A 15,288-nucleotide genomic window follows, 5' to 3' on the forward strand; every position below is an offset into this window, starting at 1 on the left:
AGTAGGTCATCGTCAAGATTGAATTCCGAAACCCCTCATCGCTCACGCGATGAGGGGTTTTGTCGTTGTGGGCTACTGCTCAGCCAACCGCTCCGACTGACGCCGACATCTATACAAGCAAACACCCAGCTCAGTAAACGAAAAAGCCCGCCCAGGCTTTCGCGCTGAGCGGGCTGCACGCTCCAGGCCGGTATCAGCCAAACAGGCTGCGCACGTTGCTCATCGCACCGTCAGCAAACCCCTGAAGAAACTCTTCAAACGCGTCCCCCTCAGGCCCACCCTGAACAGGGTCTGCAACGATTGTCCAACGGGCGACACACGTGTTGTCACCGGTAGCCTCAACCGTCATCGCAGCCCACAGGTTACTGACCGGCAAGCTGGTGTATATCAATGACCAGGTCATGTACCGCGCGTGATCATCCTGGGAATTCAACTGCTCGATCGCCACATTGCCGTCCTTGAACAGCTTCTTGCGTACTGAGCGAGGACCTTTTCCGGTCACTTCAGTGCTTTCCAGTGCCGGAATAAATGCTTGAAAACCGCCAAAATTGCCCACGATAGCCCACACACTATTGGCATCGCCGCAAACCTCTACAGCCGATACAACGCGGCACTGCGTCGGGTTATTGATCAGGGTGTCGGGCTTTAAATCAATGTGAATATGGTTCATATGCTTCTCCATTAACGTCAGTAGAGGATCGACTCAGATGAAGTCGATTTCTTTCAGGTAATCGCAGCCCTTGCGCAACAGCGCTGGAGTTTTCTGCGGGTATTGCTCGCCCATGCAGCGGACGCCGCTCTGGGTGTTCTGGTACTCGATCATCGAGATGTCGCCGATGTCCTCTTCAAACCCGTCGAGGTAAAAACCCAATACGCCAAACAACGCGTTCTGGCTGTCGACACGACCAAGCTGTGCCTGCCACTGCTCCACGCTGACCAACTCAAAGTCACGCCCAGCCTCACGGAAGGCTTCCACGTAGCTGTTCCAGCTCAAGGGTTCGGGGTTGTGCAGATTGAACACAGCGCGCTCTGGCTGATAACGACTGGCATGAAAGCCGATGAAGCGCGCCAGAAAGTCCACCGGCATCAGGTCGAAGTTGATGGGGAATTGCGGAACCTGGCCCAGTTGCAGCGAACCCTTGAGCATCAGCATCAGGCGGTTTTTCTGTGGCTGGCACACACCGGTAACACTGTTGAACGCGATATTGCCGGGACGATAGATGTTCACCCACACGCCTTTATCGCGGGCACGTTGCAGGACCCGCTCAGCGACCCATTTGGACAGGTTGTAGCCGTTCTTGATGTAGATCGGCGGGCTAGCCGCCGCCGGCTGTTCAAGCACGTTGCCGGCGGCATCGATGGCGCTGCAGGCCGACAGGGTCGAGACGAAGTTGAAGATCTTCTTGCTGCGCCCCTCACACAGCTTCAGGCATTCAAAGACCGGTGCGACGTTGTCTCTGGCCAGGGTTTCGTAATCCTGAACGTGGTTCACATTGGCCGCGTTGTGCACCAGCACGCCAAACTCACGGTCCAGTCGTTCATATACCGCGTCATCAAGGCCCAGCCTGGGCTTGGTCACATCAGCCGGGTAGACCTTCACCCGACTCAGGTCCAGATGATCCAGCCGATTCTCCCGCAGGGCGTATTCGAAGCGCTGTTGTGCGCTTTGCTCCGGGGTTTCCCGGACCAGACAGGCAATCTCGGTCGTCCCCCACTTCAGCAGCGCTTCAACAATGTGCACACCGAGAAAGCCGTTTGCACCGGTGACAATCACCTTATGAACATCACCCAACTGGCTGATGGGCAATGTCGTCAGCGGCGTATCTGCATCGGCATCCAGCAGAGCCTGCGCACTGATGGTGTAAGCCGCAGTGCCGTCGCTGTCGATCAGGCTGGCCAGTGTCAGCACGGTCGGTGCTTCGATGAAACGGTTGATCGGGATACTGCGCCCGAACCGCTCGCGAATGCCCAGCAACAGGCGTGACAACAGGATCGAATGGCCACCCAGATTGAAAAAGCTCTCGTCCGTCGAGATGTCTCCTGGCGGCAACTCCAACAGCTCGGCCCACAACTCCAGCAGGGCCTGTTCCTGAGCCGTCGAAGGTAAGCGCCGCGTGGAGTTCTCCGCAAAGCTCAGCGGTATTTCCAGGAGTGCCTTGCGGTCAACTTTGCCGTTATGTGCGAACGGCATGCTCGGCAATGTCGTGTAGACGACGGGATGCATATAGTCAGGCAGCAAGCGCTGCACATGGGCTATCAACGCCTGTTCGTCATGACCGGAGTACGGCTGGGCAACAAACGCCAGAATGCGCCGCTGTGCGTCGATCACCACCGCGACCTGCCGATACAACTGGCTGGCCCTCAGGCAATGCTCGATCTCTTCAGGCTCGACCCGAAAGCCGCGAATCTTCACCTGGTTGTCGCGCCGGCCGCTCAAGACAACGCCTTCAGCCGTCCACTGTGCGATGTCTCCGGTGCGATAGGCGCGTAGCTGCTGACCATCAGGCAGCGTCAGCCACACATAGCGCTCGGCCGTAAGCTGGGGATTGTCGATGTAACCCAGGCACACGCCGGGGCCGACGATATACAGCTCACCCTGAGTCTGCTCGGGCACGGGCTGCAAGTGGTCGTCCAGAATCCACACCTGACTGTTGGCAATCGGTCGCCCCAGATGACGATTGCTGCTGGACGGCTGAAACTCGCAGGCAGTGACCAGCACCGTGGCTTCTGTCGGGCCATACAGATTATGGAAATGGCATTGCCCGCAGAGTTGCGCAATCACATGCGGCTCGCAGACGTCACCGCCGGTCATCACATGCTCGATTCCCAGTGGCTGATCAAGCGGCAGGACGCTCAACAGCGCCGGCGGCAGAAACGCATGGGTGATGCCCTGTTTCAGAACGCTGACCAGTTGTAGCGGATCGCGACGCTGGTCTTCGTCAGGCACCACCAGCTCGGCACCACTGAGCCAGGTGGGAAAGATGTCTATGACCGACGAATCAAAGCTTAGCGTCGAGAATTGCAGCACCCGACTGTGCTCGCTCAGGCTCACGTGCTCGGCGTACCAGGCGGTGAAGTGGCTGAGGTTGCGTTGGCTCAGCAACACACCTTTCGGCTGCCCAGTGGTGCCCGACGTGTACAGCGCCATGCACGGCGCGTGCTGGTCTGCTCGAGCAGGTCTTTTCGCCAGAGCCACATTCATCACACGCACCGCGCTGATATCCAGCGCCGGAAACTCCGCAACGGCCAGTGGATGCGAGCCATCGTGCAGCAACAGCATCGCTCCCGAGTTTTGCAGGATGTACTGCTGACGTTGCACCGGCTGGCCGGGGTCAAGCGGCAGATAAACCGCGCCGCAGCCAAGAATCGCCAGGATGCCCGCGTACAGCTCGGGCGACTTGGCCAGGCAGATACCGATTACGGGAGGCGCACCGGCTTTTGTGTGCGCCAGTAACGGCAGCAACAGGTGCTGAATGGCGATGCTATGCGCGTGCAGCTCTCGGTAGCTGAACGTCTGAGTGCCGATGGACAGCGCCGGGCGTTCGGCAAAGTTCACCAATGCCTGCTCCAGTCGCTCGGTGATCGGTGTTTCTGCCAGCTTGAGCAAATGGGGCTGCGCCGTTTGATTCAAACGATGTTCAAACAGCAACTGATCCACCGCCTGCAAACCACACTGGCGATCGCTCTGGGCAGGCGGCGTTTTGGGCACACTGGTGAAGTAGTCATCGTTTCGCGACAACCTGCTGACCTGCAGCGCAATCAGGTCAACCAGCCTCGCGATAGCACGATCACGCAACTCGCGGCCGTTACCCGACGCCTCGGATGGCAGCCACTCGCGAACGATCAACCGTTGAGCTTTGAAGCTGCCGTGCCAGCACAACAGCTCCAGCCGCAGCAGGCCGAACGCTAGGATCGAGTCGAAACCAACGCGCAGGCTCAGGTGAATGCAGTGTCCATACGCTTGCGCCTGAATCGGGCTCAGATCCAGGCTGCCGTCTTCGATCAGAATGCACGCATCAGGCAGCGTCAACCCAGGCAGCGCGTGCTGTTCGCGAAGGTATCGCACGCCATGCCCGTGGTCTTGCAGCTCGGTACTCAGTTCACCCAGGGTCAGGCTGTGACCGATGAGCACAATCTCCAGGCGCTTCATTGCAGCGATCCCTGAACCGGCAGGTAGTGCGCCAGCGCGCGCTGCACACAAGGATCATCGAGCATCGAGCTGCTCTTGAAGAAGCGCACGATGTTGCCGACCAACGGGTGATGGCGGTTGACCGGAAAGCTCAACGCCAGGGTTTCGACCTTGAGCGCCTGCTTGACCGGTTCAGGCACCTGCAAGTGCTCGATCAGCGTGAAGTCGAAGCCGTTCTGGATATCGTTGGTCAGGTATTGCGCGATGAAGACCGGCAGGATACGGGCGATGCATTCACGGTCCTGCTCAGCCGCCGTGTGCCAGTAAATCCGCACCAATCGCGCCCAGAACCCGGAGTGACGCCCCTCGTCCAGCAAGTGGTCGGCCATGAGGCCCTTGATCGATTGCTTGACCGAGTCGTCCTTGGCGAACGCCGCCACATCATGGGTCACGGTGTTCTCCGCGATGGCAACGCAGATCAGCTCCACGGCGCTGCGCAAATGCTCTGGGGCCAACGCCAGCGCTGCGGGTATGGCGCGGCTGAGCTCAATCTCGGTCGGCAGCTGAATAGGTTCGATACCGGTCAGGGCGATGGTCTGTTGCATGAAGTCCATGGCCACCAGTGCGTGGTAATCCTCATCGACCACCACCGTCATCGCGTCATAGCGGCAGGCAAACGGAAAGCGAATCGCGAAGTTGTCCTTGGCAATGCTGCGTGCAGTCTTGTCGACGATCTCGGTTTCGAATATCACCACGTCGTTGATGAACTTGTAGAGGCTCTGCACCAGTGCGTAATCACGCAAATGTGCGCACTCGCGGGTGAACGTGTCGCTGAGCACCAAGGGCTGGCGGCTGAGCGGATAGATCAGTTTTTCATCGTTCTCGACAATCCGGCGCGGGCGAGTGCGAATGGTGGCGCGACCTTCCCACGCATCGATGAACGACATGTAGTCTTCTGCTTTCATGATGGCTTCCTTGTTAAGGCTTCAGGGTGTTGCGACCCGGTTCTACGCACTGGCCTGCATCAGCGGCGCCCGCATGCTCATGCGCAGCGTGTCCCATAGCTGCACCCGGCTTTCCACGGCAGCGATGGCGGCCTGATACACCTCTGTTTCACGCTGCGCGTCCCCGGCAACCAGCCGCGCCAGCAATTGCTCCGCTGCCGGGCCGTGATCTTCGGAGTCCACTTCGATATGGCGCTCCAGGTAGTAGCGAAAGGTCGGCGCCTGTTCGACGGTGATGCCCCAGTCATCGAGAATGCTCTGGAACATCAGCGGGATGACGCTCTCGCGGCCATGCAGAAATGCCGCAGCAACGCTGTGCGCCGGGGCATGCAGGGCGGTGTCGAGGGTGTGTGTCACGAATGCAGAGGCTGCCTGGCCCGCATTGACCTGTTGCAGAGCGGTTGCGTAATGCACGCCTTGCTTCTGCAGTTCGATGAAGCGCTCGATCTGCGCAGTGCTTGCGCCGATTTCGCGCATGGCGTCCAGATACAGTTCGAAGTGGCTGTAGTGACCGTGCCCCAATCTGTCGTCGGACTCTTCCCCCAGCACGATTTCGTTGATCAGACGGGCGGCAGGCGCATCGGTGGGTGGCAGCCACGGCAGTTGGGTGCAGGTCAGTTCCTGCTGCAGCCGCTTGGTCAACGACATAAAGTCCCAGACGGCGAAGACATGCGTTTCCATAAAGCGCTGGAGTACGTGCAGGGAACTGATTTCTGCAAAGATCGGGTGGCGGCTAAGTTCGAGTTTCTTGTGCTCAAGTTGAGTTTTCTCACAATGCATGGCGATACCCCTAAGTCATGATGGCAGTAAATGAGTCTTTGCTTTTTGGTCTGAGGAAAGTGCCGCTATTGCCGGGTGGAAGTTACGTTGCTGTAGAATCTCAGGCGAACAACTGCCTGGCGAATGAGGCGCTAGTTTGCCGCAAACACACAACGTTACTTTTAATTAAAGACCCGGCACGGGCTCGGCTTTACAGGTCGAGACCCCTATGGGGTTTGCTTTCCCGCCAGCCAGTGCGTCAGTCACGCTGGCTGCGAATAAAACTTAAAACAAATTTAACAAGCCGTGCAATAACTTTCTTGCACTATTTTATTTGCTGTTTTTTCGATGCGTAAGTTGCCTTATAAAACTCAAGGGAAAAGTTTTATAAGCGCGCAGGCAGCCCTTCCGACTGATTGAGTCAGAATTATTAATAATGAACGAATGCCTCGCTCAGCGTTGCCGTTATGCCGAACAATCAGAAGTTGAGGTTTTTAATGGGCGATGTTGGAAATGACTTCCAATGTCTGTGTGCCCCGTTCAGCAACTCCTTATCCATTGAGTTCAGATGAACAGAGAACCGTCCTGAGCCTGCGCGGACAGTTCAGCCATAGCCTTGGAAGACCCTCCGGTCGGGTTTCCTGAGGCCACAGCCGAGTTTGCCTGATTCGAGCGTCAGGCCACCCGGCTGATCAGGAAAATAACCATGAAAGCACTATGCCAGGTGCGGGACCTGACAATGTGCAAGAAGGGCGGGCAGGGAAGTGCGAACGACCCATCCGCAGGCCAGAGCTCAGGACCTGACAGATAAGCCGTTTTGATGATTCAGGCGGGGGTATTCTTTTTCTTGCGGGCTGGCTTTACATTGCCTGCCTTCTGGCTTTGCAGGTACTGGGTGACGGCTTGTACGCCCCGGTTGAGGTGATACTGCAGCGCTTCAACGCACGGCTCGACCGCTTTCTGTTCGGCCAGCCGGAGCAACTGCCAGTGGTCATCCTGAGAAAGCTTGCCCAGGCCCATGGCGGAAAGATTGAAACGCAAAAAGCGCTCCTCTTCGTTCAGACCCTCTTCAACCAGCCGCATCAGGCGCTTGTTGTGGGTCTTGGCGTACAAAGACAAGTGAAACATCCGGTTGAGCCTGCCGATCTGGCCAAAGTCAGTCTCGACCTCGAGTTGCTCGATATAGCTCGCAGCCGCTGCCAGATCGTCTGCGTCCAGTAAAGGGATCGACAAACGCAACGCCTCGGACTCCAGCAGGATCCGCAAGGCATAGGCGTCTACTGCATCTTCGGTAATCAATGGCGCGACGACAGCGCCCTTGTGCGTTTCGACACGCAACAATGATTGCGCCTCGAGCTGGCGCAGTGCTTCGCGCACGGGCATCCGGCTGACGCCAAACAGCGTTGCCAGTTCCTGTTGGCGCAGGGCTGTGCCACTGGGAAGGCTGCCATCGATAATGGCATTTCGCAGTTTTTCTTCAATCACGGTTCTGGCAAGGTGCGCCGGAGGCTGCTCATTGCCCAGTACGGAGCTTAGAAAGGCTTCTCTATCTGATTTGCGCATCGGCCTACTTCTTCATCAACCTTGGCTGGACAGAGTCCAATTAATCGCTGTATTGCCGACAGACTAGCCAAGACTTGCCAGTAAGTCGCGAAAATAGAAGCATCATTATGTTTTGTTGCTTTAACCGGTGTGCATTCAGGCCTCCGGTTATCCACAAGCGTCCCCTATCTTAGCGCTCATCCGTGCAGCGTACCGAGCCAGCGTCAGGACTTAACAGGAATTTCACCTCAGGCTTTCATGCCGCCGCGCTCTGTAACGTGCATTCCAGAGCGCATCGGTGCGAGCCTTTGCGACGTAAAGCCGCAGGGTGAGAACGGCCTCAGCGAACCGGACGACCAGACACAAAGTGCTGAGCATCATTGAAGCCGGGCGTCGAGGCATGCCCAGGGGTTACCAGCGAATCAATGAACGCCTCGTCCTCGGCGGTGATGTTCACTTCAAGCGCCTTGGTGTAGCCATCCCACTGCTGCTCGGTTCTCGGCCCGACAATGGCCGAAGTCACTGCCTTGTTGTTGAGCACCCAGGCAATGGCGAACTCGACAATGCCGACACCCGTGCTCTGCACGTACTCCTGAATCCGCTGGGCAATGCGCAACGACTCCACGCGCCATTCGGTTTCCAGCAATCGCTTGTCCTGGCGTCCGGCCCGGCTTTCGCTGTCCGGGGCGATATCGGGGGCGTATTTGCCACTGAGCACGCCACGCGCCAGCGGGCTGTAAGGCACCACACCCAAGCCGTGATACGCAGCTGCAGTGATCTGCTCGATTTCGGCCTGACGGTTGACGATGTTGTACAGCGGCTGGCTGATCACCGGCTTGTCCACGCCCAGACGCTGCGCGACGTTGACGATTTCAGCGATTCGCCAGCCGCGGAAGTTCGAAACGCCCCAATAGCGGATTTTGCCCTGACGAATCAGATCGCCAATGGCCGAGACCGTCACTTCCAGCGGGGTGTCGTGGTCTTCCTTGTGCAGGTAGTAGATGTCCACGTAGTCGGTGTCCAGTCGGCGCAGACTGTTCTCGATGGCATTGAAGATGTGCTTGCGGTTCAGCCCGGCCCGGTTGGGCACGCCGTCGGCTGGCCCGATGGCGACTTTGGTGGCCACTACCCAGTCGCTACGCTGTGCGGCGATGGCGCGACCGACGATCTCTTCCGAACGCCCGCCGTTGTAGACATCCGCCGTGTCGATGAAATTGATGCCTTGGTCGCGGGCCTTGTCGATGATACGCAGGGACTCTTCGGCAGCGGTCTGTTCACCGAACATCATCGAGCCGAGGGTCAATGTGGAAACCTTGAGGCCGGACTGGCCGAGGGTTCGATACTTCATGCTTAACATCTCCTTGTCATTCAAACGAGTTCGGGCAGCCCCCACGCTTTGAGCGGGAAGTCGGCCAGTGAGGCTAGCAGCAGATCCGCATGCTCGTATTGCTCTACCGGCATGTGCGAGTCAGGCACGGCCACGGCGTACATCCCGGCAGCCTTGGCTGCCGTCACGCCGAACGGCGAGTCCTCGAAGACCAGGCAATCGGCCGGTGAAACGCCAAGACGGCGCGCGGCAACCAGAAAGATGTCCGGGGCCGGTTTGGCCGCACCGACTTCCGGGTCATCGGCAGTCACGATGGTGTCGAACAGTTCGAACCAGGCGCGGTGCCGCGTCGTCTTGGCCTGAAAGTAATGCACTGACGAGCTGGTGCCCACTGCGATGGGGATATTGTGGGCGGCCAGATGGCGGACCAGCGCTTCGGCTCCGGGCATTGCCGGTGCTTTGGGGAAACGCTCGTCGAGCATCGGCTCGCGGATTTCGAGAAATTCGTCGATCGACATCGGCAGTTCAAGCGCCTTGATCACGTAATCCGAGAAATCCCGGGCACCGCGGCCGATGGTGTGCTGCTTGATAGACCAGTCGAAGGTTCGACCGTGGCGACTGGCAATCAGGTGCGTGACCTCCGTGTAGACACCCTCGGTGTCCAGCAGCAGGCCATCCATATCGAAGATAACGGCCTTGATCGGGCCTCGTTCGTTGTGCTGTTCGCTCATGTGATCACGTCCCGTCGTCAAATTCGTTTCAGCCTAACGTTTCCGTGAATACCGTGGCTACCCTGTGTTTCTGATAAAATTTCGCGGTTTTCAAGCTGTGCTGTCAGTCCCGGTACGACTTTCCCATCATCAGAACGGATATCTTCACGTCACTATGAATAAATCAGCAGGTATAGCGGTTGGCGTCATTGTCGTAGCGGGTGCACTGGTTACGGCGGGTGCCTGGTACACCGGTAATCAACTGGAAGGCGCGCTGAACGACTCGATCGGCAAGGCCAATCAAGAGCTTTCCAAGTCATTCAAAGGCACTGACACCAGCGTCAAACTGGAAATGGTTTCGCTGGAAAAACACTTTTTCAGCAGCACGGCGCACTACCGTGTCGACATCCAGAACCTGGCCGATAGCACCCAGGGCGGCCAGTTCCTGTTTGTCGACCAGATCGAGCACGGGCCCATCCCGCTGTCGCATTTGAAGACCCTGAACCTGATTCCGGTCATGGCCCTGAGCAATTTCCAGATGGAAAAAAGCCCTAGCGCCGAGAAATGGTTTGCCATGAGCAAGGACGTTCCGCCGCTCAAGGGCCAGGCCAGCATTGGTTACGACCGCGCCACCAAAGGCACGCTGCAGATGGCGCCGCTGGAAATGACCGACGTGGACGGTACGTTCCGGTTTTCCGGGCTCGACCTGAACGCCGAGTCGTCCGCCGATGCCGAAAAATTCAGCCTCGCCGGCAACATGGAAAACCTGCAGCTCAACGTCGCGTCAGCTGAAGGCCCGGTGAGCATCGAAGTCAAAGGCATGACCTTCGACACGGGCGGTACCAAGGGCAAGTCCGGTTTCTATCTGGGCCATACCAACATGAAAATCCAGAACGCGGGTTTTCAGGTTGTCGGCAAGCCACAGGTGCAGATCAAGGATTTCTCCAACACCAACCTGGCGCAGGAAGATGCCGGTAACCTGGCAGCTCAGGTCAACTATGACGCCGGCATGATTGCCTACGGCGGCAAGGATGTCGGCTCCGCGCACATGGGCTTCAAGATCGCCAACTTCGACGTGGTGGCTACCCAGGCGCTGTACCAGTTGTATCAGGACAAGATCCTGCCTCAACAGCAAGCCGCAGCGCTGGAGAAGCGCCCGTTCCGTATGGAGCTGAACCCGGCTGATCAAGAACTGATGAACACCCAGATGAAGAAGCTGCTGGTCGCCAAGCCGCACGTCGAACTGGAAAAACTCTCGCTCAAGACCAGCAATGGCGAAAGCCACATGCGCATTGCGGTGGACCTTGCAGATCCGGGCCCGCTTGATCAGCCGTCCAATGTGCTGCTCATGAAAACCCTGGGCGAAGTCAACGCCAAGGTCGTCCTGTCCAAACCGATGATCCGCGACCTCGCTACCCAGCAGGCCATCCGTGAAGGCCAGACCGACCTCAAGGTCATCGCAGAACAGGCCAAGGCCGCCAGCGACATGGCCAGCGTCATGGCCGAGATGATGCAACTGGCCAAGGTCGACGGCGACAACATCGTCTCCGACCTGCATTACGCCAACCAGATGGTTGACTTCAACGGCCAGAAAATGACCGTGCAGCAATTCGTCAGCAACGTGATGGGCAAGGTGGGTGTGCTGGGTAACCAGTAAGCCGCTGTCGCCCTGAGCGTGTTCAGGCCTTTGTGGCGGGCATGTCCTGCATCAAGGTTCTGATCACGCCCAGCGTCTGGCAGTGCACGGTTTCATAATTGTCATGGTGGCAGAAGGGTCGCACTGCCAGCGTAATGGAGTCGGCGGTCGCGCCGGACAGGTGAACGTCGACCGGGGGGCTGCTCAGCACATTCGCAAGGCTGCCTACCTGTTCCTTGAGCCGCGAGATAACCGCCTGTTCATCCACCGTAGCGGGCAGGGTCGCTGTCAGTTCGACACCGCGAAAATCGTTGCTGGAATAGTTGACGATGGTGTCTGAAAAAATCTTGTTGTTGCCGACCAGATTCAACACGTTATCCGGCGTATTGATGGACGTCACAAACAGCCCGATCTCGACCACGGTCCCTGTCACCTCTGCGGCTGTTATCACATCGCCGACCTTGAACGGTCGCAACACAATGATAAAACCTCCCGCCGCCAGATTGGCCAGTAACCCCGACCAGGCCATGCCGATGGCCAGCGCGACGGCTGCTAGCAACGCAGCAAAACTGGTTGTTTCAATGCCGCAGTAACTCAGAATCGCGATGACCAGAATGATATTCAGCGTCACGGTGATGAACGAGCCCACGTAGCGCAAAACCGTCGGATCAAACCGCTGCCGCGTCAGCGAGCGTTGCGCCATTCTCACCAGAACACCGATCAGCCAGCGACCCACGACCCACAACAGCGCAGCGATCACCAGTTTCAGAACGACCGCCGTTCCGTACTGCAAAACGATATTGAACAACGAGTTGATTCTGTCAGTGCCGACATTGATGACATTCAGCGCATCCATAACCGCTACTCCTGACCGCAGGGTTCGCCCGACAGCTGGCCTGCGGAGCGCAGCCGTACAGTGCGCGTAAATGCGGGGTGGCGGATACTGGTAGTTTTGACTGGAGGCAAAGGGCCTTCCTGGCACTTTTCGTCCCTCTCTCAGCGCAGCGATCAGCAACCTGGGCAAGTTGAGCGGCAGGTGAGGGCGGCGGTATTAAGCCTGCTGAGTTATCGCTACACTCACCGCCTCACAAGGACGACCCAAGGACCTGCAATGCCGCTCCCTTCTGCCACCCTGCGGCGCAAGCTGGTGATCTGGTTGTATGCCGTTGCTTCAGCGCACGTGCTGGGCAGTATTGTGTTCACCTGGGCGGGCTTTTCCGGTTTGCTCGACGGTTACCTGACCACGCTCGAACAGGCGTTCTGGACCGAGGCCGTTCCCGCTGCCGCGCGTGCGCAACAGGTCTGGTGGATGGCGCTGTTCGGCGCCACTCTGCAAACCTACTCGGTGTACATGCTGGCGCTGGTGCACTTGGGCAATCGTCTGAAAAGCGCCATGCCGTGGGGCTGGCTGATTGCAGGCCTGTTGCTCTGGGCACCTCAGGACATATGGATTTCCATATACGGCGGTGTCTGGTCGCATGTGTTGCTGGACATGGCGGCGTTGCTGGCATTGCTGCCGCCGTTGTTCTGGCTGTATCGCCATGATCGCGCCACTGTGCAGAAGGAACTCCACGATGTCTGACTTGCCGCTCATGTACCTGTTGGGCGGTAATGGCAGCACTGCCCAGTGGTGGGACGATGCGTTGCCGCACTTTCAGCGTTATCAGGTTGTGCCGCTGGAACTGCCCGGCTTCGGCAGCAACCCGCTACCGCCCTGCGACGACATTGCCGCCTATGCGGATGCGCTGTTGGCCGCGACGGCGAGAGGCAGTTCAATCGTCGCGGTGGGCGTCAACGCCTTGCTGGTCATGCATGCGTTGCAACGACAGCCAGGGCACTTTTGCAGAAGCGTGTTGCTGGCACCCGTAGGCGCTTTTCTGTGGCAGAGAAGTCTGCCTGCATTGATGTCGCCGCTGCCTATCCGCAAAACCATTCACTGGCTGCTGGCCAACAAGCCCAAGCTGTTTGCGCACAAGTTTTCCAGGCACGCCTGGCCCGACTCGCACTACCAGCGTATGGGTGCCGGTTACGCCCGCTGCCGCGCTTTCATTCCGTATTGGGACATGGTGCGCGCCGACACCGCGCTGCCGTTGCTGGAGTGGGTGCAGGACCCGATCGAGCTGGTCTGGGGCGATCAGGACAAAGTCCTGGGTATCGATCAAGCCGCCGCCTGGTCCGCTATCCTGGCCCGTGCCGACCTGACCATCAGCCTAAAACCGGGCTGGGGACATTACCCGTGGATCGATTCGCCGGCCGAGTTCGCCCAGTGGCTTGAATCCGGCGAGCGCGGTTTTGTCGCGCACACCAAAGGCGGACGTCTGCGCCTGGCGGCCATTACCGGGCAACCGGTGCCTGCGGCGTTGTCACTTGTGCAGGGTGACGACTCGGCCTTGCCAGCATTTCTGTCCAGCCAGCCCGACGCCCTCTGGGCGGTGCGCTCGTCCAGCTTCGGCGAAGATCAGGCCGATGCGGCAAATGCCGGGCTCAGCACCACTTTTCTTCGTGAGCCTGCCCACAACGTGCCCGCGCGCGTTGCAGAACTGCACAGTGCCGGGGTCGAAGAGGTCGTGGTGCAGCGCTTCATTACGCCAGTGCTTTCCGGTATCGCATTTGTGCGTCACCTGTCGGTCGAGCTGGAGTGGGTCGAAGGTCATCTGGAGTCGCTGGCCGACGGTCAGGCTAGCCCTGAGCGAGCGATCATTTCCCGCCTTGGCGAATCCTGGAGCAGCGGCAGCTTCAAGCCCTCCCATGGGTTGACTCAGGAAATGCTCTGGGGCTTTCTGCAAGGTGTTCTGCGGGGCTTTCACTACGTGCCGGGCGATGTCGAATGGGCGTGGGATGGCAGCCAGTTGTGGTTGCTGCAATACCGACCGATCAGCGATTACGGCTGGCGTCGGCACCTGACCGCCGCCAACATTGCCGAGATCCTGCCGCCACAGCCCAGCCGCCTGGTGGAATACGCCCAGCGACGTGCCGCAGGCAGTATCCCGGCGATCATGGCGCGCTGGGACTCACGCATCTTGCAGGATAACGAGCCGTTCACGGCGTTGTTCGGCGCGGCGTCTTACATCAACAACGACCTGTTTCTTGCGCGCCTGGCTGACTGGGGCATTGCCTCCAGCAGCTACGCCGGTGAAGTCGGCGGTGCGACGCCGCATCTGCCCTGGCGACTCCTGCGGCTGTTGCGTTCGCTGCCGTTGTTCCTGCGCATGCAGCGCATCGCACGTGGCCATCTGCTGACCCTGGAACAGCAACTGCACCGTTTCGACCGGGAGTTGCAGACACTGATAGCCCAAGGCGCAGACGGCCAACAACTTGCCGACTGGTTCACGCGTTTCTACGTGTTCGTCGTGCAGGGCAACCTGTGCATCGCCACCTCGCTGGCCAGCAGTGGCGGCGATCTGCTGGGGCGTCCGCCCACCGTTTACGACGACCTTGAACACTGCCCGCATCGGTTGCCATGGGAAACCGACCCCGCCACGCCACGCCCGGCACAGACCGACCTGCCGTTGCAGGCATTTCCGAGCTGGCCGAAAGCGATCCGCCTTGCCCACAGCGCAGGCTTGCCCGGTATGCGCGGCTATTACCTGCAAGTGCGCGAGTGGTACCGCGACAACCTGATGCGCGTGTTCTTTCGCCTGCACCATGCCATGCCCGTGGGCGACCGAGCGCACTGGTTTGCCCCTCACCCGGATATTCGCAGCCGTGATGGCAGCTTCTGGCAGGACGGCCGCGAGGGCACCGAACAGGCGACTGGCTTCATGATCTATCCGGGACAGGTTCAGGGCATTCTGGGTGAGGACATCTTGCTGGAAGACACCCTCGACCCCGGACGCCACGCGCACTACCAGAACGCACGCGCCGTAATCGCGCGCATGGGTGGGCGTCTTTCCCATGGGTCTACCTTGCTGCGCGAACTGCGCAAGCCTTCGGCGGTGCTGCCGAATGTCGATATGGCGTGGGTGGGAAGGGAAGTGCGGTACGCGGATGGGGAATTGCTGTTGGTCGAGGGGCAATGACAGCGCCCGAGGGAGGCTTATCTACCGCGAACCCGCCCTCTCATTGAGAGGTACGGGTGCTCAGTTGGCTACATCTGCTAGGGTCTGTTCCCGTTTCGACGTAACCTATTGATCCCTATGAGAACAGGCCCGTATTGTTGGAGTTCTCACACAACACCAATA

At 58.9% G+C, this 15,288-nt stretch carries 11 protein-coding genes; 3 read left to right on the forward strand and 8 right to left on the reverse strand.

The window, feature by feature from the left end:
* Positions 1–193 precede the first annotated feature (193 nt).
* From DW49_RS0103805 to DW49_RS0103835, 7 genes are all read right to left on the reverse strand, one after another.
* Positions 194–670: an SRPBCC family protein gene (locus DW49_RS0103805; protein ID WP_005621780.1), complete on the reverse strand. Its 477-nt coding sequence runs from the start codon at positions 668–670 to the stop codon at positions 194–196.
* Positions 671–703: 33 nt separating this feature from the next.
* Positions 704–4,150: a non-ribosomal peptide synthetase gene (locus DW49_RS0103810; protein WP_024420651.1), complete on the reverse strand. Its 3,447-nt coding sequence runs from the start codon at positions 4,148–4,150 to the stop codon at positions 704–706.
* A complete protein-coding gene (locus tag DW49_RS0103815; RefSeq protein WP_005621776.1) occupies positions 4,147–5,094 on the reverse strand; it encodes a diiron oxygenase in 948 nt (315 codons plus the stop codon). The genes DW49_RS0103810 and DW49_RS0103815 overlap by 4 nt, the downstream gene beginning before the upstream one ends.
* Positions 5,095–5,136: 42 nt before the next feature.
* Positions 5,137–5,913 (reverse strand): DUF3050 domain-containing protein, encoded by a 777-nt coding sequence (locus tag DW49_RS0103820; RefSeq protein WP_003380806.1) that lies wholly within the window; start codon positions 5,911–5,913, stop codon positions 5,137–5,139.
* A gap of 804 nt (positions 5,914–6,717) precedes the next feature.
* On the reverse strand, positions 6,718–7,455 hold the full coding sequence (locus DW49_RS0103825; protein ID WP_005621772.1) for a GntR family transcriptional regulator: 738 nt from the start codon (positions 7,453–7,455) through the stop codon (positions 6,718–6,720).
* Positions 7,456–7,774: 319 nt separating this feature from the next.
* Positions 7,775–8,782, reverse strand: a complete 1,008-nt coding sequence (locus DW49_RS0103830) for an aldo/keto reductase (RefSeq protein ID WP_005621770.1) — start codon at positions 8,780–8,782, stop codon at positions 7,775–7,777.
* 20 nt (positions 8,783–8,802) lie between these two features.
* Complete coding sequence (locus DW49_RS0103835; protein WP_005621768.1) at positions 8,803–9,492, reverse strand: HAD-IA family hydrolase; 690 nt, start codon at positions 9,490–9,492, stop codon at positions 8,803–8,805.
* 154 nt (positions 9,493–9,646) lie between these two features.
* On the opposite strand from DW49_RS0103835, the gene DW49_RS0103840 reads away from it, so the two are divergent.
* Positions 9,647–11,128 carry a YdgA family protein gene (locus DW49_RS0103840; RefSeq protein WP_005740653.1) on the forward strand — a complete coding sequence of 494 codons (1,482 nt, stop codon included), beginning with the start codon at positions 9,647–9,649 and terminating at the stop codon, positions 11,126–11,128.
* Between the two features lie 22 nt (positions 11,129–11,150).
* Here DW49_RS0103840 and DW49_RS0103845 read toward each other — a convergent pair whose 3' ends face one another.
* The gene (locus DW49_RS0103845; protein WP_005621763.1) at positions 11,151–11,963 is read right to left on the reverse strand and encodes a mechanosensitive ion channel family protein; all 813 of its coding nucleotides are present in this window, start codon (positions 11,961–11,963) and stop codon (positions 11,151–11,153) included.
* A 255-nt stretch (positions 11,964–12,218) separates the two neighbouring features.
* On the opposite strand from DW49_RS0103845, the gene DW49_RS0103850 reads away from it, so the two are divergent.
* Both DW49_RS0103850 and DW49_RS0103855 read left to right on the forward strand, forming a co-directional pair.
* The gene (locus DW49_RS0103850; RefSeq protein ID WP_005621761.1) at positions 12,219–12,689 is read left to right on the forward strand and encodes a hypothetical protein; all 471 of its coding nucleotides are present in this window, start codon (positions 12,219–12,221) and stop codon (positions 12,687–12,689) included.
* Positions 12,682–15,126, forward strand: coding sequence for a PEP-utilizing enzyme (locus DW49_RS0103855; protein WP_005621759.1), 2,445 nt, complete (start codon positions 12,682–12,684; stop codon positions 15,124–15,126). Before DW49_RS0103850 ends, DW49_RS0103855 begins: the two co-directional genes overlap by 8 nt.
* Positions 15,127–15,288 lie beyond the last annotated feature (162 nt).

The organism is Pseudomonas avellanae BPIC 631 (assembly GCF_000444135.1).
In the GTDB taxonomy this organism is placed as follows: Bacteria; Pseudomonadota; Gammaproteobacteria; order Pseudomonadales; family Pseudomonadaceae; genus Aquipseudomonas; species Aquipseudomonas avellanae.